The following is a 19,638-nucleotide window of genomic DNA, read 5'->3' as shown; positions in this document are numbered from 1 at the left end:
ACAACCGCGCAGGGTTGTCCTTCCTTCCGATCTTATCCAGTTGCGAGATTAGTCTCTATTCAACGTGTTCGTCTTCAGATGCTCGACTTTAATCGCTTCGTGATAAATCTCTTCCAACGCTACTCCGACGTATTTATGGGACTTCGGCGCGGCAAGGTTGCACATGACGCCCTCGCGCAATCCGCGAGCTCTTTTGGAAGCGGCAACGACTAGCGTATACTTGCTGTCTACTTTCTTTACCAGTTCATCGATGGATGGGTATAACATAATATCACCTCTTTCAGACGTTGTCTGCGGTTTTCACGACTTGGAGTTGTTGAAAAAGCTCTCCCAGAAATCGTTCCCGCTTGCAATGCTCCGCCGTTATGATGGAGCTGATTCGTTGGCACGCCTGATCGATCTCGTCATTCACGACCGCGTAATCGTAATGATGCAGCAGGTTCATCTCTTCTACGGCTACCGATAACCGATGGTCGATCGTTGCCTGGGACTCAGTCCCCCTGCCTACGATTCTTTGCTTCAATTCGTTAAGGGAAGGAGGCATCAGGAAGATGAATACGCCTTCGGCGAATTTCTCCCTTACCTTCAAGGCTCCCTGCACTTCGATCTCTAGAATAATATCTTTGCCTTCCGACAGCGTCTTCTCTACGAAATCGCGAGGCGTTCCGTAATAGTTTCCGACGTACTCAGCATGCTCAAGGAGCGCATCCGTTTCTATCATATGTTGAAACTGCTCGCGTGATTTGAAGAAATAGTTCACCCCGTCCTGCTCGCCTTCCCGCGGAGAGCGGGTCGTTGCCGATACGGAATAGATTAGCTCGGGAAGCTTGCGGCGCAGCATGGCGCATACGGAGCCTTTGCCAACCCCGGAAGGACCGGATAGTACGAATAAAATACCTCTGCTCATGGTGTTCCCCATTCATTCATCGTGTTCGTCGTCTTTGGTAGACAACCGGTGCGCAACCGTTTCCGGTTGTACCGCTGACAATATAACGTGATCGCTGTCCGTAATAATAACCGCCCGAGTACGACGACCGTAGGTAGCGTCGATCAGCATATGGCGGTCCCGCGCTTCTTGGATGATCCGTTTAATCGGCGCGGATTCCGGACTGACGATAGATATAATCCGGTTCGCCGAAACGATATTGCCAAATCCGATATTAATCAGCTTGATCGCCATGGTTAGCACTTTCCCTCCGGTCATTCCTGCCTAACAGCGAATTGGCGGGTAACCGAACTACGCTTCCATTGTTGCCGAAAGCCGTTCTCCGCATACTGTAGGGTTAAAAATGGCCTGTTTTCATTCTCTATCGATTTATTGCTTTATTGTACTGCAAATCGCTATGTGGGACAAGAGGATGAAGCATGTTACTTATCGGAAGTCAAACTCTTGCTTTTCTTCCTTACGTATTCGGTGAGCGACACGGTCATCTCATACGCCAGGAACGGAGTCATGAGATAGATCCCGTTAAAGCGCGCCATCGCGACATCAAGCAGCTCCTTCGCGATCTTTACGCCTTCAGCGCGCCCCTCCGCCCCTTCCAGTCCGCTCATCCGTTGGCGGACGGAATCCGAAAGCTGAATGCCGGGCACTTCGTTGTGCAGGTATTCCGCGTTTCTCCCGCTGGCGAGCGGGAAAATGCCCAGGAATATCGGGATGGTCAAATGCTTCGTCATTTCCGCTATGCGCTCGATCAAATCGGGATCGTATACCGGCTGCGTCATAATATAGTCCGCTCCCGCCGATATTTTGCGCTCCAGCCGTTGAATCGCCTTGTCCAGATGTTTGACGTTCGGATTGAATGCGGCTCCGACGATAAAGTTGGCCTTCTGCTTAAGAGGCTTGCCCGAGAAGGCAATGCCTTCGTTTAACTGCTTAATCATTCGTATGATTTCAAATGAAGTCAAATCGTAGACGGAACTGGAACCGGGCAAGTCTCCGAATTTGGCCGGATCTCCGGTAACCGCCAGCACGTGATCGATTCCCAGCGCATCGAAGCCCATCATATGGGATTGCGTTCCGATCAGATTGCGGTCTCGGCAAGCAATGTGCACTAATGGACGAATACCGACCCGTTCCTTCAAGAGCGCGGCTAGCGCCATGTTGCTCATTCTCGTGACGGCCAACGAATTGTCGGCCATCGTAAGGGCATCCGCTTTCGCGTCCTTCAATGCTTGCGCGCCTGCCATGAACTTGGAGATGTCCAAGTCGCGAGGCGGATCCAATTCGACGATAACCGTGTGCCTTTCGCGAACGAGATCGATAATGCTCGGCTCCGTCACCAGAGGCGGCTTGCCGCTCTGGAAACTTGCTTCAATGACTTCGACGGGTTGAGCTGGCGTTGCTCCCTCAGGCGCTGCCGCATGAGCATTCGGCGAATACCCTTGAAGCGCCTGAGCCATCGCGGAAATATGCTCCGGCGTCGTGCCGCAGCAGCCCCCGATCAGCCGAGCTCCCGCATCCGCGAACTTTATGGCGGAAGAAGCGAAATATTCGGGCGTAGCCGAATAGACCACTTTACCGTCTACGTAATCCGGTATTCCGGCATTGGGAAACACGCTTAGAGACACGCCCAAATCCCGCGGAATCGTCTCGAGAGCGCGCAGAATGCCGTTCGGTCCGCTGCGGCAGTTAAAGCCGATCACGTCGGCGCCTTCGCCCTTCAATCGGCGGAAAGCTTCCGGCAAAGGAATTCCGTCATGCGTCCTATGGGCGTCCTCCACCGCGAACTGGCAAATGACGCTGATGTCGCTCTTCTTGCGGATGATCGACAGCGCCAAGGAAAGCTCTTCCAGATCGAAAAACGTTTCCAATAATAAGCCGTCTACGCCAGAAGCTAGCAAAACGCCGATTTGTTCTTCGAAATCGCGCTTCACCACGGCGGTTCTGACATTTTTACCCGCGCCGCCCCTGACGGCGCCGATCGATCCGACTACGTAAGCCTCTTGACCGACGGCCCTGCGGGCAATCGAGACGCCTGCGGCGTTGATCTCTTCGGTTTTTTTCTCTAAACCGTACTTGGATAATTTATTATGTTGGGCCGAATAGGTATTGGTCTCGATAATTTCCGCACCGGCGGCCGCATAACGTCTGTGCACGTCCGCGATCACGTCGGGCTTAAGGAGATTGAATTCTTCGAACGATACCCCGACGGGCAATCCGAGCTGGTACAAGTAAGTAGCCATCGCACCGTCGCCGACCCGGGGCTTAAGAGCTAGCGCTGTGCGCAAGTCCGGTTTCATGAAGCTTCCCCATCCATTCCATCGATAAAGTATTCTTAATGTAGCATAATTTCCTCTCCGGGAAAATGGAAAAACCCGACCATATTCGATCGGGTTGCGCGGATTTCCGTTTATTATGCTGAAGTGGCTTCCGAATCGGCTTCGGCTAAGCGTAATCTTTCTTCGAGTATCCTGGATCTGTTCCTCGAGTAGCCGAACGATGAAGCAGCCAGAACGGCGGCAATGGCTACGCCCGCGGCTCCAAGCCAACCGACCGCGGAAAGCGACACGCTATCGACGACGATACCGCCAACTCCCGCGCCGGCCGCCATGGCCAACTGCAACACGGAAGTGTTCACGCTGAGCATGATGCCCGAAGCTTCCGGGGATAAAGTCATCAGATAATATTGCTGCGTCGGCCCCGACGACCACGCGGAGAATGCCCATAACATAAGCAGAGGGAACATGATGTACGCGGATTGGGAGAATGCCGATAATAAGAAGAGCACTCCGGAATGAAGCAGCATCCCGCCGGTTAACGTTCGCGCTACCCCCCATCTATCCGTGCTGTACCCTCCGAGCTTGGAACCGATGAGGCTTGCCACGCCGAAGGCGAACAATCCGATGCTGACGGCCCGCTCGCTCATGCCTGTAATCGTTAGCAAGTAAGGGGATATATAAGTATAAACGACGGAATATCCGAATATCCAGAAGAAAGTGATCGATAAAGCGATGGCGATCTTCGGATTACGCAACAAGGAAAGTTGCGTACGAATCGGAACGGGTTCCTCTCCTTCCGCCTTAGGAATCGTACGCAAGATGGCAAACATCGCCAGAAGACCTAATAAGCCGATTCCCGCGAAAATCAATTTCCAATCATAAACGGAGGCAATAACCCTTCCGAGAGGGACGCCGATGATTAGCGAAGTGCTGAAACCCATGACTAGCGTCGCGATGGCGCTGCCTTGTTTACCCGGCTGCGCCAGCTTAGCCGCGACCGTCAACGCTACCACGATGAACACTCCCGTGCTCAGCGCTAAAATAATCCTCGAACCCATCAAAGAGAGGTAACCCGATGCCGTGAAAGCGATGATATTCCCTGCGAAGAATAAACCGAGCGCCGCCAACAATAGCTTCCTTCGCTCCATTCGCGCAGTAACGGCCATGAGGACCGGCGTTCCGAAAGCATAGGCAAGCGAGAAAACGGTAATCAGCTGTCCCGCGGCGGCCACCGATACCCCCATGTCTCCCGCCACCATATCCAGAATTCCCGCGATAATATTTTCCGACGTTCCGACCAGAAAGCTGACGATGGCCAACATGTAAATTTTCCATGAATTCGGCATGCTTGTTTAGTCTCCCTTCTCCACTCCATTGTTTTATATTTCTAAATGTATAGAAATATAATCTAAAAAAAATTACACCAACAAATAAGGCGCATATTTCTGTGCCATATCGCGATTCACGCTGTAGTAGATATACGTGCCGTCCTTGCGCAAGGTAAGCAGTCCGCATTCGGTGAGCTGCTTCAGATGGTGCGACAGCGTCGATCCGGCCACGGATTCCAGCTTGCTTCCGATATCGGAACAGCATAGATTTCTCTCCTCGGTAAGCAGCAGCGCAATCTTCAGCCTTGTCGGCTCGCCTAACGCCTTGTAGACTTTAACGGCTTGTTGGATGTCCGCGTTGTCTTCCCCCATCTTTCTCACCTCCGCTTCTCAACGTATACTTCTATAAGTATCGAAATATAAGATAACATAGCTAAGTTAAAAAGTAAACCTTCATCATTGTCCAAAATTACGGCCCCAACACCGTTATCCCGAGCAAAACAACCCAGCCAAATGTCCGGCTGGGTTGCGATGTAAAGCTTTGTTTATATTACTGTTCCCGTGAATACAAATGCGGCAGGACCGGTCATGTAAATCCGGTTATTGTCTTCGTTCCAGTCGATCAGAAGGTCGCCGCCCGCGAGGGAGATCGTCGCCTTGCGGTCAGTGTGCCCGTTCAACACGGAGGATACGAGCGTCGCGCAAGCCCCGGTGCCGCAAGCAAGCGTCGGACCCGCGCCGCGTTCCCATACTCTCATGTCTACTTGATCGCGGGAGTTGACCGTCGCGAATTCCACGTTAATCTTGCGAGGGAACAACGGGTGCTTCTCCAGCTTAGGTCCCCAAGTCGCCAGATCGAAATTCGCCGCGTCGTCCACGTAGATGACGCAATGAGGATTGCCCATCGACACCGCCGTGAAAGCGAACTCGCGTCCGTCGATCGTGACTTGATGGCCGATGACCGGGTTCGCGTCGATCGTCGTCGGGACATCCAAGCCGTTCAGGATAGGTTGTCCCATATCCACGGTAACTTGCGCCGCTTTGCCGTTCTCCAACTTTAATTGCACAGGCTGAACGCCGGCACCTAGCGTCTCGATCGTCAGCTCCGTTTTGCTCGTCAACCCGTTATCGTAAACGTACTTAGCCACGCACCGGATCGCATTGCCGCACTGCTCCGCTTCCGAGCCGTCGGAGTTGATGATTCTCATCTTGAAGTCGGCTTTGTCCGAAGGCAGGATATATACTAACCCGTCCGCTCCGATGCCGAAAAACCGGTTGCACAGCTTTATCGCAAGATCCGCAACGTCGCCCGGAAGGCTTTGTTGATCGGCGACAACGATAAAGTCGTTGCCTAATCCATGCATTTTCGTAAATTCCATTGTTCGATTACCTCCTGCAAATAACTCGCTTGTTTCTATCATAACGGTCATGTAAAGGGATGAATATACAACAATTCTCCGTTTGTTTGCACTTTTCCGACTATGGGCGACGATTATTCGCCATGAATGCTAAGCTTATCCAGCGCATTCTTCGCCCTATCGCGCGCCTCTTGGACGGATGTACCGGTAGACAGAGTCACCGCCATGCGCCTGCCGACCTTTGTTACGGGCTTGCCGAACACGCGAATTTGCGTCTGCGGGACGGACAAGGCTTCGCCGATTCCGTCGATCCTGTAAGCCCCCAGTTCTCCCTCGGCTTTAAGCGGCCTGCTAGCTCCCGGAGCCGTGACGTAGATTTCCGGGATCGGATATCCCAGAATCGCCCGTACGTGAAGCGCGAATTCGGAGAGGTTCTGGCTTACCAAGGTTACTAACCCCGTATCATGCGGACGCGGGGAAACCTCGCTGAAGTATACCTTGTCTTTGGCAAGGAAAAGCTCCACGCCGAAAATACCGGATCCGCCAAGCGCGTCCGTAATAACGCCGGCGATTCTCTTCGCTTCGGCGATCTGCTGCTCGGTCATCTCGTGCGGCTGCCAGGATTCGATGTAATCCCCGTCCTTCTGAATGTGTCCGATGGGAGGGCAGAATAACGTACCGTTAACCGAACGGACCGTTAGCAACGTTATTTCCGATTCGAATGTAATGAACTCTTCCACGATGACCCGCGCCTGTTGTACGCGTCCGCCTTCCATCGCGATCGTCCAGCAGCGGTCCAAATCTTCTTCGGAACGGCAGACGCTCTGGCCTTTACCCGAAGAGCTCATCAGAGGCTTGACTACGCAAGGGAAACCCGTTTCCCGGGCAGCTTGAGCGAATTGCTCGTAAGTATCCGCGAAGCGATACCCCGCGGTAGGCAGTCCGAGCGTCTCGGAAGCAAGGCGCCTGATCCCTTCGCGATCCATCGTCAGCTGCGCGGCGCGGGCGGTCGGAATCACCCGGCAGCCTTCCTCCTCCAGCTTCACGAGCTCGGCGGTAGCGATTGCCTCGATCTCGGGAACGATTAGATCCGGCTTCTCCCTCTCGACAACCTCACGCAGTGCTTTCCGATCAAGCATATCGATGACGTAGCTGCGATGCGCTACCTGCATCGCCGGCGCATTCTCGTATCTGTCGACCGCAATCGTCTCTATTCCAAGGCGCTGAGCCTCGATAATGACTTCTTTACCTAACTCTCCGGATCCAAGCAGCATCAACTTTTTACCTATGTACATCGTTCCTATTCCTCCCGACAGACTTATTCAATACCGTCCATTATACACGAAGGAAAATCGATAGCCAGGTCTAAAAAAGAAAAGCCGCCCTTTGCCGGAAAGAGACTCCGGCCCAGGGCAGCTTCGGTTGCTTATTCGGTGTATGCTACCTCGCGGCAGTCGGCGGAGCCGAGCTTCCTCCATAAGTGATTTTGCGGCCTTTTTTGTTCTTCGTCGTGCCCATCACGCTGCCGATTCCCATCGCGAACGTCGGTATGCCCGCGGCTACGACGACAAGCGCCCAATCCCGCAAGTCTAGCGGCACGGTTTTGAAAACGGGCTGCAGCGGCTCTACATAAAGAACGGCAAGCATGAGCAAGAGGGACGACAATACCGCGAGAACGAGAAACTTATTCTCTAGCAACCTACGATGGAAGATCGAACGGGAGCTTCGGCAATCGAACACATGGATTAACTGCGCCATAACCAATGTCGCGAATGCGACGGTCTGCGCGTGGATGAGCTGCTCCGAATGTCCCGCCCCCTGGTTCAAAGCGAGGACGAACGCACCCAACGTACAGACGCCGATGAGAATGCCGCGGCTAATGATTTTCCAACCTAATCGGCGGGCGAAAATATTCTCCTTGGCGGAACGCGGTTTATGCTGCATAAGATCGCTCTCCGCTTGGTCGACGCCAAGCGCCATTGCCGGCAGGCCGTCGGTGACCAGATTCACCCATAGGATTTGAATCGGAACGAGGGGTAACGGCAAGCCGGCCATCATCGCCATGAACATCGTCATGATTTCCCCGACGTTGGAAGCGAGCAAATAACGGATGAATTTACGGATGTTCTCGTAGATGCCTCTGCCTTCCTCCACGGCCGCCACGATGCTGGAGAAGTTATCGTCCGCCAAGACAAGCGCCGAAGCCTCCTTCGTTACGTCCGTCCCCGATATGCCCATCGCGATTCCGATATCGGCCGCTTTGACCGCGGGAGCATCGTTCACCCCGTCGCCCGTCATCGCCACGACATGTCCGCGGCGTTGCAAAGCCTGGACGATTCTCAGTTTGTGCTCGGGCGATACCCGTGCGTAAACCTGGACATCGTCGGCGATTTTCTCGAGATCGTCGTCGCTCATGTGCGATAGCTCCGACCCGGTGACCACCCGACCGCCTCGCACCATGATTCCCAACGACTTCGCGATCGCTTCCGCCGTCATGCCGTGGTCTCCCGTGATCATGACCGTCTTGATGCCGGCTTGGCGACACTTGTAGATGGCTTCCTTTACCTCTTTGCGAGGCGGATCCATCATTCCCGTTAATCCGACGAAGATCAGCCCGTTCTCCGCTTGTTCGCTGCTGCTGCACTCCTCATGGGACTTTACTTCACGGAAAGCGAGGCCCAGCACCCGCAATGATTCCTTGGCCATGCCCTCGTTAGCCGAAAGCACCTTCTGTTTCAATGTCCCCGTGAACGGAACGACTTGGTCTCCCCATAGGACATAGGAGCATTTACCGACAAGCAAGTCCGGCGCACCCTTCGTGCAGATCAGCTTGCCGCCTTGATGGGACACGAGGACTGACATCCGTTTGCGCTCCGCATCGAACGGAAATTCCTTTACTCGCGTATATAGGCTTTGCAGCGTGGATTTGGCGAGCCCCGTCTTCGCCGCGAGAACGAGCAGTGCCCCCTCGGTCGGGTCTCCCTTAATTCTCCACTCCAAGGACTCCCCGTCCGATTGCTCGGCTTTGCCGGATTTGCGTTTCTTAGATTCCTCCGCCTTCTCTTGCTGGGTTAAATCCGAGTTGTTGCATAATGCGGCAATCTGGGTCAGCCTCCGAAGGGAGGCGTCGCCTTTGGCATCGATTCCTTTGCCCGCTTCCCTTAACGAGCCGATGGGTTCGTAACCTTCTCCGGTAACTTCGATCGTCCTTCCTCCGAGCCACAGCTGCGTCACCGTCATTTTATTTTGCGTCAGCGTACCGGTCTTGTCCGAACAGATAACGGAAGCGCAGCCGAGCGTCTCGACGGAAGGCAGCTTCCTCACGATAGCCCTTCGTTTAATCATACGCTGCACGCCGAGCGCCAGTGCGATCGTCACGATCGCGGGAAGGCCTTCCGGAATGGCGGCAACCGCCAGGCTAACTCCCGCCAGGAACATATCGTAGATAGGTTGTCCGTGCAGAATTCCTGCCAGAACGACAACGACCGTCAAGATGATCGATACGACGATCAAGATTTTGCCAAGCTGCTCTAGCCGGTGCTGCAGCGGGGTATCGGCTTCTTCCGTCTGTTGGATGAGGTCCGCTATTTTCCCCATCTCCGTTTGCATTCCCGTTACGGTGACGACGCCTTTGGCCGTTCCCCGCGTGACCATCGTTCCGAGATAACCGCAGTTTTTCCGATCGCCTAGAGGAAGATCCTTAGCCTCTATCCGCCCGGCTTCCTTAACGACCGGAACCGATTCTCCCGTTAATGCCGCTTCGTCGACGGAGCATTCGTTGCATTCGATGAAACGCAAATCCGCCGGAACGCGGTCGCCGCTCTCCAATAGCACGACGTCGCCGGCCACGAGCTCTCTGGCGGCAACCTGCAGATATTCTCCGCCGCGGATAACTTTGGCCGACGGAGCGGAGAGCTCCTTAAGCGCTCGTAACGATCGCTCTGCCCGATACTCCTGGTAGAAACCAAGCACTCCGTTGATCAGAATGATCGCGACGATCGTCAGGGCGTCCAGCATTTCCCCGAGCAGACCGGAGATGACGGTTGCCCCAAGCAATACGAGCACCATGAAATCCTTGAATTGATTCAGCAGCAGCTTAAGAGGAGATTCCCCGCGCTTCTCCGCAAGCTCGTTGGGACCTTGCGCTTGCAGCCGTTTGGACGCTTCATCCGGCTCTAGCCCTTTCTTGATATCGGAGTTCAGCACCTCGAGCAACTGTTCCTCGCCTAACTGATGCCATGCCTTTCCTTCCACGATTGTTCATCCCCTTCCATCTTATCCGCATTTACCATCAATATTGGGTTGTTCACTTGACCTATATCTATTCAGACAAGCCGGGAAATATCCCCTTCGGTTGCGGAGCGAAGATCGCGGAGGCTTTCCCTTTGCATCGATGTATGGCATCATAGGAAGACAGAAAATCAAGCATCCGAAGCGATGTAACAGGAGCAAACGCTATGTCATTGGACGGTATCGTCACACGAGCGCTCGTGCACGAGCTGCAAGCTTGCGTCAAAGCCCGCATTCATAAAATTTATCAGCCTACGGAAAATGAATTGATCATGCACATCCGCGGACAAGGCGTAAACGGAAAGCTGTTGCTGTCAGCGCATCCTTCCATGCCGCGTATTCATTGGACGGAGCAGACTTGGGCGAATCCCCAAGAGCCGCCGATGTTCTGCATGCTGCTCCGCAAATATTGCGAGGGCGGCGTCATCGAAGCCGTTCGTCAGGTCGGCCTCGAGCGGATCGTCGAAATGGACGTCAGGCATCGCGACGAACTGGGAGATTCCTCCCTTAAGAGAATCGTGCTGGAAATCATGGGCCGCCACAGTAACTTGATCCTGCTGGATCCGACCACCGGCATCATCCATGACGGAATACGGCACGTTACCCCTGCCATCAGCAGCCACCGCGTCGTGTTGCCCGGCAGTGCTTATGTTTCCCCTCCTTCCCAGGATAAGGTCAATCCGCTTGAGCAATCGAAGGTTGATTTCAATACCGTGATGGCAAACATCCCTCCATCGCATGACGGGGATTTCATGAATGCCGTGTCATCGGCCTTGCTTAACGCCTTCACCGGACTGAGCCCTTTAATAACCCGCGAAATTGCTTTTCGAGCGGTCAATCGGCAGAAGGATCCATGGGCCGTGTTCGAAGATACGATGAATCAAGTATCAAGACATGAATACGAACCGAATCTGGTGCTCCTAGAAGACGGAAAAGCCTTATTTTCCGCATTAGCGTTGACTCATGCGCAAGGAGAGCCCCAAACATTCGCTTCCATGCACGAATGTCTCGAAGCCTTCTATCGGGATAAAGCTTCAAGGGATTTGGTGCGTCAGCGTACCACGGATTTGAATCGGTTCCTGCTCAACGAAATAGCCAAGAACGAAAAGAAGCTGATCAAGCTGCAGGACACGTTGAAGGAAGCGGAAGGGGCCGATCTCGTACGCCGGATGGGGGAGCTGCTCACGGCGCACCTTCATGCCTTCAAGCGGGGCGATAAATTCGTAGAGGTCACTGACTATTACGAGGAAGAGCAGCCTATAAGGTCGATTCCCCTTGACCCGCTTCTAACGCCGAACGAGAACGCGCAACGTTACTTCCGCAAATACAATAAGCAGAAGAACAGCCGCGCAGTCGTTACGGAGCAGATGGATTCTACGAAAACGGAATTGGCCTATTTGGCATCGGTGCTGCAAGGGCTTGAATCTGCAACCCCTAACGACATCGGGGAAATTCGCGAGGAACTCATCGAGCAGGGATATATTCGCGAACGCGGCGTAAAGCGGGGCATGAGGAAGAAAAAGAAAGATGCTCCTTCCATTCTCTGTTACACGTCTAGCGAAGGGATTCCGATCTATGTCGGCAAAAACAATACCCAGAACGATTACGTGACGAACCGTTTGGCGATGTCTTCGGACACATGGCTTCACACGAAGGATATTCCCGGCTCGCACGTGCTGATCCGCAGCGCCGAATACGGCGAAGCAACCTTGCATGAGGCCGCGGTATTGGCTGCCTACTATAGTAAAGCCAGAGCTTCGAGCAGCGTCCCCGTGGATTACACCAGAATCCGCAACGTGCGCAAACCAAATGGAGCAAAGCCCGGATTCGTCATCTACGACGGACAAAAAACGCTATTCGTAACGCCTGACGAGACGCTTGTTCAGCAGATGCCTTCTACAGTGAAATAAGGGCTGTCTCAAAGGAGATTTCACGATTCCAAAGGCAAACGAAGCCGCTGCGGGAGATACATCCCCTCAACTGGCTTCTTTGCACAAATTATTGAGCCATTTCATACATTTAGACCGCTGGCAGCGGCTTATAGCACTAACGGACTCCGTTTTCTTTCATTTAGACCGCTGGCAGCGGCTTAGAGCACTGACGGACTCCGTTTTCTTTCATTTAGACCGCTGGCAGCGGCTTAGAGCACTGACGGACTCCGTTTTCTTTCATTTAGACCGCTGGCAGCGGCTTAGAGCACTAACGTACTCCGTTTTCTCGCATTTAGACCGCTGGCAGCGGCTTAGAGCACTAACGGACTCCGTTTTCTCTCATTTAGACCGCTGGCAGCGGCTTAGAGCACTGACGGCTTTCGCTTGCCTTCAACCTGCTTAAGAATCCCCTCTTTTATGCCAAGGCTTATTCATCTACAGATCTCCCTAACAGTCGGCCAACGATGGACGCATCGACCGAACGGCTCCCGATCGCTCCATGGAAGGCGACGCCATCCTTGGCGCCATGGAAATCCGATCCCCCGGTCACGAGCTTGCCCCGTTCTGTTGCCCACTCCGCATAGCGTTGTTCCATCAGAGGATCATGATCGGAATGGAAAGCCTCCAGCCCGTCCGCTCCTTCGTCGAGCAAAGCCAATACCGAAGCGTCATCCTCGAACAGACCCGGATGAGCGATAATCGCCGTTCCCCCCGCGTCATGAATCCACTTGAACGCTTCAACTGGAGAGATCCGCGCAGGGGTCGCGTACGCCGGTTTTCCTTCGCCGAGATAGCGATCGAACGCCTCTCGGATGTTAGATACATACCCTTTAGCCACAAGCACCTGAGCGATATGCGGCCTGCCTACGGAGCCGTCTTTCTGTTCGGACTTACCCGCCGTCCGTTCGAGCTCTTTGATGGATATGGGCATGTCTAATTGGGCTAGCTTAGCTAGAATCTCCTCATTCCTACGGTTCCGCACGTTGCGAAGGGAAAGAAGCCGATTCAATAGCACCGGATCGTCCGGAGAAATACCGTATCCGAGAATATGAATATCTTTGCCGCCTATGGCAGTACTCATCTCCACTCCCGGCACGACTAGGACCCCATGGGCGATTCCGGCAGCCAATGCCTCGGGTATTCCCGCAACCGTATCGTGATCCGTTATCGCGAGCGCTGCCAAACCCGCTTCCTTCGCCATTCTAACGTTTACGGCAGGACGGAACATCCCGTCGGAGGCCGTCGTGTGAGTATGCAGATCCGCCATATTATTATTCATGAGACAACTCCCTCAAATCATGCAGTAACGCGGCAGCCGGCATCGGCAACAAAGAAGATTGCAGCCGAATGGCGAAAAATTGCCGCCTGAAGCTCACGCCCGCTATTCTCATGGGCTTCAGCAGACCAAGAGCAATTTCGTGCTTAATGGTCCACACGGATAATATCGACAAACCCAAGCCCGCTTCAACGGCGGATTTCACCGCTCCATTGCTTCCGAATTCGCTGACGACTTTCAATCGAGACTCCGGTACACCTTGGCGCAGCATCTCGTCTTCCATAATCTTCCGGGTCCCGGAACCCTTCTCCCGAAGCACCATCGGCTCATTCAAGGCTTCCTCCAGCGTGATTTCATCGCGAGAAGCGAAAGGATGCTCCGTAGGCATGACCAACAGGAGTTCATCGTCCATGACGGGTTCCACGTCGAAGCCGGGAACGTCGCAAGGAGCCTCGATGATTCCGAAATCAAGTCCGTGATGTGCGATTGCCTCGATGATTTCCGTCGTGTTCATGACCTTCATGTCGACCGATACTTCCGGGAACCTTCGCAAGAACGGCCCTAGCAGCCTAGGCAAAACGTATTCTCCTATCGTCAGGCTAGCCGCGAATTGCAGCCGGCCCTTCAATTCCTCGATATATTTAACCATCATGATATCGGTGTCCCGCATCAGCTCCACCGCTTTACGCGCCTGCGGCAGCAATCGATGTCCCGCTTCGGTCAATTCGAGCTTCTTGGTCGTTCTATTGAGCAGCTTCGTTCCGAATCGTTCCTCTAACGCCTGTACCTGCATCGTAACGGCTGGCTGCGTCATGTGCAGACTCTGAGCCGCGGCCGAGAAACTTCCCCGTTCCGCCACCGTGTAGAAAATATGTAACTGATGCACGTTCAGAGCCATGCCTTTTCCGCCTTCCGTCCGTAGGAATACCTCGAATTATACCACAAGAGCAAACAGCCGGGGGAGGATTGCGCTCCGGCCCGGCTGCTTGGAAAAAAGGAATGCCTTAACGGCGTTTACGGTTGTTCTTGATCAAGGTCATGCGACGGGAGTGCCGCAGCCATGAATAATACGTTTTCAAATCCCGAAGCTCCATCGTCTCGGACATTCGTCCGAGAAACGTGACGATAATCATCTTGTGTAACGGATTACCGAGCAAGTCCGTGTCATTCTCGCTTACGGCAAACTCCGCGACGAATACAAGGTCGTCGTCGATCGTATACACGTCTTGTTCATTTCGGTAATAAGAAACGATGCGGTCTTCCTTCAAGCATTCCCACATATACTCTGCAATATCGGAATAACCAGTTTTCTCGCTTTCCACCCGGTCTGTCCAACGCGTACGAGCATGATTGGTTATGATGATATCGACTACCTTCTTATCACCCAGAACGATGTGGAAGGGTTCGTAAGTACTCCAACGCTCCGTATGCTTATCCTTCACCGGGCTATCCCCTTCCCGATTCTAGGTCTAATGACTCAAGTCTATTTCTATGCCTAGGAACTTAAGTTCATTTTACCGTATTCATTCCCGAGGATTCAACAATAAAATAAAATGGCTCCTTACATTCCAATATTTAGATAATAATAGTTATATCGTTTTAATACAAGAAAGCCTCCTAAATAATAGGAGGCTTTTTTTGATAGATGCTAAATCGAAGCGTAATTGCCTAAAGATTAGAGCCCGTAAAAACGGGTTTTGTCGGGTACGTTCTTCTCGTATTCCGTCTTAATCTCATTCCGGTATGAGCGTTCAATCTTGCGGACGAAGGGTAGACGCTGCAAATTGCGGACGGCTTCTTCCGCTACGTCGGCATTCATATACATGACGGCGTATTGCATCTTCCGAGACATATAGTGCAACGTACCGTATTTGTCCAAGCCTTTGGCTGCTTTCGAATCGCTAAACCACACGATATAACCTGTCCGTTCTGCAAACATGTCCTACCTCCGGTTATCCGTTCTTTTATCCGCAGCCCCCGCTGCCGCAAGAGCAGCTGCCGCCGTTCCCGCAGCCCGAAGCTTTCGGGTTAGGATCGTTATCCGGCACCTTGATGCTGTGCGATACGGCGTATGCCAGCGTCCGGGATATATCGTTAAGCAGTTCATCCATCGAGCTCTCCGCAGCTTTGTACCTGCGTACGGACTCCACCTGGTCAAGTTTGCCTTCCACCTCGTACACTTGATCCAAGGCGGCGTTATAATCTGGATGAAACCTTCCAAACCGTTCGCATTCGGCGAATTTCTCTTTGGCCTTGGCGAATTGCTTGGTTAGGCTCTGCACCTCGGCATCTTGAGAAACTTGGTCTTTCCAATACACGTATTCCGCAGCGAACTCGGAATTTTTAAGCGAATCCCCCAGCTCGAAGGCGCGGGACAAGAGCAACGCCATATCGACAGGCGCGTTCTCCGTTACGCCTTGTTCTGCCGCAGGGAGGGTTTGTGTCATGCTGGCCATGGGCCTCACCTCACCTTTGGTTGACAACTGCCCTAATCGCCTTCAGTGAAAGAAAGCAGTTGCAATTCGGCTATGCCATACCCACTTATCATAACACAAATGTAGCCTAACAGGTCAATTGGTTTCAAGCTCCTCAAGGAGCGGCAGCCATATCATGAGTTTGGTGATTTCTTCCGGATGTACGACAGCCATCTTCTTCCCTATGCCCGGTTCATCGTCCCTCGCCGATAAACCGCGCCAATGGCCGACTACCGACCATTCCCCGCTATCGTCCTTTAACTCTTCAGGAATGAAAGTTCGACTGCTTCCGTCACTCTCCAATCTCACTGAGGCTTGCCACTCAATGGCCCGTTGCAGCAGTTGTTTGCTCGTTGAAGCATGATATGTTCGCGGCTTCGATACCCACGACGCGGGAATGCTCGAGAGCCCTGGAAACAGCTCATCCATGCTCGGTACGGCGCGGTCCGGTTCGAATACGGACAGCACGTGCCTCCTATACACCCAACCTTGGTCTTCCTGCATATTTTCCTGAGAATTCGCATCCGGCTCTTCCTTTTTCATGGCTGTGGCATCCCTTTTACTTTCTAGCGGAGGGTATCCCAGCTTTTGCAGCCGCAATCGCAAGAAAGGATAAGAAGCCGCATCGACGATAAAATCTCGGTCACCTAGCTGTTCTATCAGTTTTTCCGCCGTATTCGGATCTTGCTTAAGAATCGACGCTAACTCCGGGCTGCTCGTCCGCAGCAACATCACCTCGGAGAACGCTGCTTTGCCAAGCGGCAGGAACCAATCCTGAAGCGACCTGAGTACAGGATCAGGCAATGGAAGCGAGGATCCCTCCTCCAAAAAAGCTTGAACGGATTTCAGCGCATAACCTGCGTTCATCGCCTTTGAGCACGCATTCCGAGTCAATCGATAGACGAAGACGGAATCCTCCGTCACCTTCTCCGCGATCTCCGCTAACACCCAGCGTGCTCTTAATTCCGTTTCCGGCGGAACGAAGATCTCCCCGTCCGGTTGGACAAAGAAAGCTCCATCTCCCTGCGCGATCGGATTCTCTCTCCGACGATGGCTTACCTTCTTGCGAAATACCGCATTCTCGCGGCAGATCCCTCGTTCCACCCAACCGAATGACTCCATCAAACCTAGCCAATCGCATATCGCTCCCTGATGTCCAATCCGACTCCCGATTGCTTCCACTTGGTGCCACTCCATCTCGTTCAAGGAGTCTATGGCCGCGGCCGCTAAGTGGTGAGCCGGGTTAGCGGCTCCGTAGCGTTCGACCACCCAAGAATGCAATTGGGAATCCGCCTCTTCCGGCGAAAAGATCAGCCACTCCGAGAGGCCTTGATCGGAGACGCGAATGACGTTGCCTTCCTTGCAAAGCACCTTGGCATAGAGTCCAAGATCCAGAGCCAAAGCAGCATGGGCTGGGAGCTGATCTTTATGGGGATAGGACAAAGACAAAACGGCTATTTCTTCTTCATTAATCCTCATTGCCCCCGTCATTTTGTTAACGGAGACTTTGTTTAGCGCTCCCTTGGTTGTCCATTCGATGGGCTGAAGGGAGACTGCTTGCCAAGCCGACAACAATTCCAACGACAGCGGAAGACGGAACGGCTTGGGTGGAAATACGATCTCCTTCATTTCCTCTTCCGCCAGAGGGGTACTCTCGACCGGGAGCATTAATCGTTGCCAAACCGGAACGCAGTCAACGGGCAGGTAGAACAATCGGTCTCCCCATGCTTTACGAACTGCAAAAACGATGCCGCTTCTGCGCAACCTAGCCACGGCGATGCGAATCTCCGCTCCGGTTAAAGAGGACGTCTCCCCGAAGGATTTGATCAAAGAATCGAGCTCGAAAGGTTCGGCGGCGAATCGCGCCACGATTCCGTTAAGCACGGCCACGCAACTGGAATCGGCTCGCATCTTCCACTCTTGCGCCCATTCGCCGCTTGCCAATATGTTCTCAAGTATCTCTCCTCGTTCATATCTCATCTTGATCGTCCGCTCGGTCAAGATGAGCTCCCTAATGGAATCGGGAAGCCTTGCTACGGACATACGCAAATTCACAAGATCACCTTCCCGGTAATCATCGACTGATCCGACGAGGCCCACTGATCGACGGAATAGGGATAGCCTTGCTCGAGCAGGAAACGTCCCCTGTTGCGGGCAAACTCCACCTCATCCGTCCCCTCGCTAACCAAGGAATAAAAAATCGCTCCCCCGCCTGATTTCTTTGGCCGCAATATGCGTCCCAGCCGCTGGGCTTCCTCCTGCCTGGACCCGTAGCTGCCGGAAACTTGAATGGCTACGGAAGCATCGGGAAGATCCACGGCGAAATTCGCGACTTTGGATACTAGCAAGACGCTGATCTCCCCTTGGTTAAATCGGTCGAACAAAACCTTTCGACTCTTATGCGGCATCTCGCCGGTAATGAGCGGAAGAGAGAGCTCGCGGGCCAATTCGTGCAACTGGTCCAAATATTGACCGATTACCAGCGTCGGCGTTCCGTCATGGCGGCTAAGAAGCGCTTTTACCACCTCGGTCTTGCATGGGTTCTCCCCGGCAATACGGTGCCTGTTCCGCTTGGGCGCCGCAAAATAGTTCAAAGAAGTCCGAGTATCTAGAGGCACTCTAACTTCCGTGCATTTGGCCTGCGCAATCCACCCCCTGCTCTCCATCGTTTTCCAAGGAATCTCGTAGCGCTTCGGACCGATAAGGGCAAAGGCATCCTCTTCTCTTCCATCCTCCCTTACGAGAGTAGCCGTCAGTCCCAATCTACGCGTCGCTTGGATGTCGGCCGTTATCCGGAAAACGGGGGCAGGCAGCAAATGGACCTCGTCGTAGATGATGAGTCCCCAATCCCGGTTTTCGAAAAGCTGGAGATGGGGGTATTCCTCCCTCTTGGAACGGCGATGCGTAAGCATTTGATAAGTGGCTACGGTTACCGGTTTTACGTTCTTCGCTTGCCCGGTATATTCGCCTACCTCAGCGGCCGTTAAGCTTGTATGGTTAATCAGCTCGGTTATCCATTGGGATACGGACACTCCGTTCGGCGTCAAGATTAGCGTCTCGCACTTCAAACGTGCAATAGCGGCTATCCCAACCCAGGTTTTTCCTGACCCGCAGGGGAGAACGACCACTCCGCTGCCTCCGTCTCCATCGGCTTCTCCAAGCAATGCTTCCACCGCTTCGTTCTGATAGTCTCTCAGCGCGACAGGTTTGCCTAATATGCTCTTGGACCGCAAAGAAACCTCCAGCGCGTCGCCAGCGTGGAATCCGGCTTCATCCTTGACGGGATAACCCCTGGCAGCCAGCTCCCGTTTAATCCATCCGCGAGAAGCGTCCTGGATAATAACGCTCGTACGAGAGGGCTTCCCGATAAAAACCGATGCTATCTCCTCTAGACCGCCAATCATGTCCATCACTTCGGGAGATTTTGCAATGAGCTGAAGGCCGACGTCCGAGGAAACCAAGCGTATTTGCCCATATCTGCTCATCTGTGTTCGAATTTCTTCTTCCACCGAATGGGGCAGCGGATAACGAGACAACGCGGCCAATCGTTCCAATACGGGCTTGGAACTCCACCCCGATGCTGCGGCATTCCATAATGCGACCGGAGTCAATTTATACGTGTGCAGAACTCCGGGACGTTTCTGAAGCTCTGAAATCACTCTAAGCAACTCTCTGGCTTCCTCGTATTCCGGATGTCGCTCGTCTAGCAGCAGCGTTCCGTCCGATTGCACCCAAAGTGGCCGGGCAGTATCCATCCAG

At 53.4% G+C, this 19,638-nt stretch carries 17 protein-coding genes; 1 reads left to right on the top strand and 16 read right to left on the bottom strand.

Annotation, left to right across the window (positions count from 1 at the left end):
• Nucleotides 1–48: 48 nt before the first annotated feature.
• From rpoZ to E2980_RS01835, 9 genes are all read right to left on the bottom strand, one after another.
• On the bottom strand, nucleotides 49–267 hold the full coding sequence (gene rpoZ, locus E2980_RS01875; RefSeq protein ID WP_115990873.1) for a DNA-directed RNA polymerase subunit omega: 219 nt from the start codon (nucleotides 265–267) through the stop codon (nucleotides 49–51).
• Between the two features lie 13 nt (nucleotides 268–280).
• Entirely contained in the window at nucleotides 281–907 is a 627-nt protein-coding gene (gmk, locus tag E2980_RS01870) for a guanylate kinase (protein ID WP_135150405.1), read from the bottom strand.
• A 12-nt stretch (nucleotides 908–919) separates the two neighbouring features.
• A complete protein-coding gene (remA, locus tag E2980_RS01865; RefSeq protein ID WP_027084220.1) occupies nucleotides 920–1,180 on the bottom strand; it encodes an extracellular matrix/biofilm regulator RemA in 261 nt (86 codons plus the stop codon).
• Nucleotides 1,181–1,368: 188 nt separating this feature from the next.
• Nucleotides 1,369–3,243, bottom strand: coding sequence for a bifunctional homocysteine S-methyltransferase/methylenetetrahydrofolate reductase (locus E2980_RS01860; RefSeq protein WP_135150404.1), 1,875 nt, complete (start codon nucleotides 3,241–3,243; stop codon nucleotides 1,369–1,371).
• Between the two features lie 113 nt (nucleotides 3,244–3,356).
• Nucleotides 3,357–4,568: an MFS transporter gene (locus E2980_RS01855; RefSeq protein WP_135150403.1), complete on the bottom strand. Its 1,212-nt coding sequence runs from the start codon at nucleotides 4,566–4,568 to the stop codon at nucleotides 3,357–3,359.
• Between the two features lie 72 nt (nucleotides 4,569–4,640).
• Nucleotides 4,641–4,922 (bottom strand): ArsR/SmtB family transcription factor, encoded by a 282-nt coding sequence (locus tag E2980_RS01850; protein ID WP_135150402.1) that lies wholly within the window; start codon nucleotides 4,920–4,922, stop codon nucleotides 4,641–4,643.
• A 173-nt stretch (nucleotides 4,923–5,095) separates the two neighbouring features.
• A complete protein-coding gene (gene dapF, locus E2980_RS01845) occupies nucleotides 5,096–5,929 on the bottom strand; it encodes a diaminopimelate epimerase (RefSeq protein ID WP_135150401.1) in 834 nt (277 codons plus the stop codon).
• 113 nt (nucleotides 5,930–6,042) lie between these two features.
• Nucleotides 6,043–7,203: a phosphoribosylglycinamide formyltransferase 2 gene (gene purT / locus E2980_RS01840; RefSeq protein ID WP_135150400.1), complete on the bottom strand. Its 1,161-nt coding sequence runs from the start codon at nucleotides 7,201–7,203 to the stop codon at nucleotides 6,043–6,045.
• 145 nt (nucleotides 7,204–7,348) lie between these two features.
• A complete protein-coding gene (locus tag E2980_RS01835; protein ID WP_135150399.1) occupies nucleotides 7,349–10,162 on the bottom strand; it encodes a calcium-translocating P-type ATPase, SERCA-type in 2,814 nt (937 codons plus the stop codon).
• Nucleotides 10,163–10,365: 203 nt separating this feature from the next.
• On the opposite strand from E2980_RS01835, the gene E2980_RS01830 reads away from it, so the two are divergent.
• Nucleotides 10,366–12,108, top strand: coding sequence for an Rqc2 family fibronectin-binding protein (locus tag E2980_RS01830; protein WP_135150398.1), 1,743 nt, complete (start codon nucleotides 10,366–10,368; stop codon nucleotides 12,106–12,108).
• A gap of 448 nt (nucleotides 12,109–12,556) precedes the next feature.
• Here E2980_RS01830 and E2980_RS01825 read toward each other — a convergent pair whose 3' ends face one another.
• The 7 genes from E2980_RS01825 to E2980_RS01795 all read right to left on the bottom strand — a co-directional run bounded on the left by E2980_RS01825 (nucleotide 12,557) and on the right by E2980_RS01795 (nucleotide 19,634).
• Nucleotides 12,557–13,408 (bottom strand): PHP domain-containing protein, encoded by an 852-nt coding sequence (locus tag E2980_RS01825; RefSeq protein ID WP_135150397.1) that lies wholly within the window; start codon nucleotides 13,406–13,408, stop codon nucleotides 12,557–12,559.
• On the bottom strand, nucleotides 13,401–14,303 hold the full coding sequence (locus E2980_RS01820) for a LysR family transcriptional regulator (RefSeq protein ID WP_135150396.1): 903 nt from the start codon (nucleotides 14,301–14,303) through the stop codon (nucleotides 13,401–13,403). Before E2980_RS01820 ends, E2980_RS01825 begins: the two co-directional genes overlap by 8 nt.
• A 106-nt stretch (nucleotides 14,304–14,409) precedes the next feature.
• Complete coding sequence (locus tag E2980_RS01815; RefSeq protein ID WP_135150395.1) at nucleotides 14,410–14,847, bottom strand: hypothetical protein; 438 nt, start codon at nucleotides 14,845–14,847, stop codon at nucleotides 14,410–14,412.
• A 233-nt stretch (nucleotides 14,848–15,080) separates the two neighbouring features.
• Entirely contained in the window at nucleotides 15,081–15,344 is a 264-nt protein-coding gene (locus tag E2980_RS01810) for a YlbG family protein (protein ID WP_135150394.1), read from the bottom strand.
• A 25-nt stretch (nucleotides 15,345–15,369) separates the two neighbouring features.
• Nucleotides 15,370–15,861 carry a YlbF/YmcA family competence regulator gene (locus E2980_RS01805; RefSeq protein WP_135150393.1) on the bottom strand — a complete coding sequence of 164 codons (492 nt, stop codon included), beginning with the start codon at nucleotides 15,859–15,861 and terminating at the stop codon, nucleotides 15,370–15,372.
• A gap of 114 nt (nucleotides 15,862–15,975) precedes the next feature.
• The gene (locus tag E2980_RS01800; RefSeq protein WP_135150392.1) at nucleotides 15,976–17,934 is read right to left on the bottom strand and encodes a helicase-associated domain-containing protein; all 1,959 of its coding nucleotides are present in this window, start codon (nucleotides 17,932–17,934) and stop codon (nucleotides 15,976–15,978) included.
• The gene (locus E2980_RS01795; RefSeq protein WP_135150391.1) at nucleotides 17,931–19,634 is read right to left on the bottom strand and encodes a DNA repair helicase XPB; all 1,704 of its coding nucleotides are present in this window, start codon (nucleotides 19,632–19,634) and stop codon (nucleotides 17,931–17,933) included. Before E2980_RS01795 ends, E2980_RS01800 begins: the two co-directional genes overlap by 4 nt.
• Nucleotides 19,635–19,638 lie beyond the last annotated feature (4 nt).

The sequence above is a fragment of the Cohnella luojiensis genome (genome assembly GCF_004564235.1).
Classification (GTDB): domain Bacteria; phylum Bacillota; class Bacilli; order Paenibacillales; family Paenibacillaceae; genus Cohnella; species Cohnella luojiensis.
The sequence above is the reverse complement of the archived record's forward strand: the minus strand, read 5'-3'. Positions and strand labels throughout refer to the sequence as shown.

Coding starts and splice junctions, on each gene's coding strand:
- rpoZ (WP_115990873.1), bottom strand. CDS start 267: ATGTTATACCCATCCATCGATGAACTGGTAAAGAAAGTAGACAGCAAG.
- gmk (WP_135150405.1), bottom strand. CDS start 907: ATGAGCAGAGGTATTTTATTCGTACTATCCGGTCCTTCCGGGGTTGGC.
- remA (WP_027084220.1), bottom strand. CDS start 1,180: ATGGCGATCAAGCTGATTAATATCGGATTTGGCAATATCGTTTCGGCG.
- E2980_RS01860 (WP_135150404.1), bottom strand. CDS start 3,243: ATGAAACCGGACTTGCGCACAGCGCTAGCTCTTAAGCCCCGGGTCGGC.
- E2980_RS01855 (WP_135150403.1), bottom strand. CDS start 4,568: ATGCCGAATTCATGGAAAATTTACATGTTGGCCATCGTCAGCTTTCTG.
- E2980_RS01850 (WP_135150402.1), bottom strand. CDS start 4,922: ATGGGGGAAGACAACGCGGACATCCAACAAGCCGTTAAAGTCTACAAG.
- dapF (WP_135150401.1), bottom strand. CDS start 5,929: ATGGAATTTACGAAAATGCATGGATTAGGCAACGACTTTATCGTTGTC.
- purT (WP_135150400.1), bottom strand. CDS start 7,203: ATGTACATAGGTAAAAAGTTGATGCTGCTTGGATCCGGAGAGTTAGGT.
- E2980_RS01830 (WP_135150398.1), top strand. CDS start 10,366: ATGTCATTGGACGGTATCGTCACACGAGCGCTCGTGCACGAGCTGCAA.
- E2980_RS01825 (WP_135150397.1), bottom strand. CDS start 13,408: ATGAATAATAATATGGCGGATCTGCATACTCACACGACGGCCTCCGAC.
- E2980_RS01820 (WP_135150396.1), bottom strand. CDS start 14,303: ATGGCTCTGAACGTGCATCAGTTACATATTTTCTACACGGTGGCGGAA.
- E2980_RS01810 (WP_135150394.1), bottom strand. CDS start 15,344: ATGTTTGCAGAACGGACAGGTTATATCGTGTGGTTTAGCGATTCGAAA.
- E2980_RS01805 (WP_135150393.1), bottom strand. CDS start 15,861: ATGGCCAGCATGACACAAACCCTCCCTGCGGCAGAACAAGGCGTAACG.
- E2980_RS01795 (WP_135150391.1), bottom strand. CDS start 19,634: ATGGATACTGCCCGGCCACTTTGGGTGCAATCGGACGGAACGCTGCTG.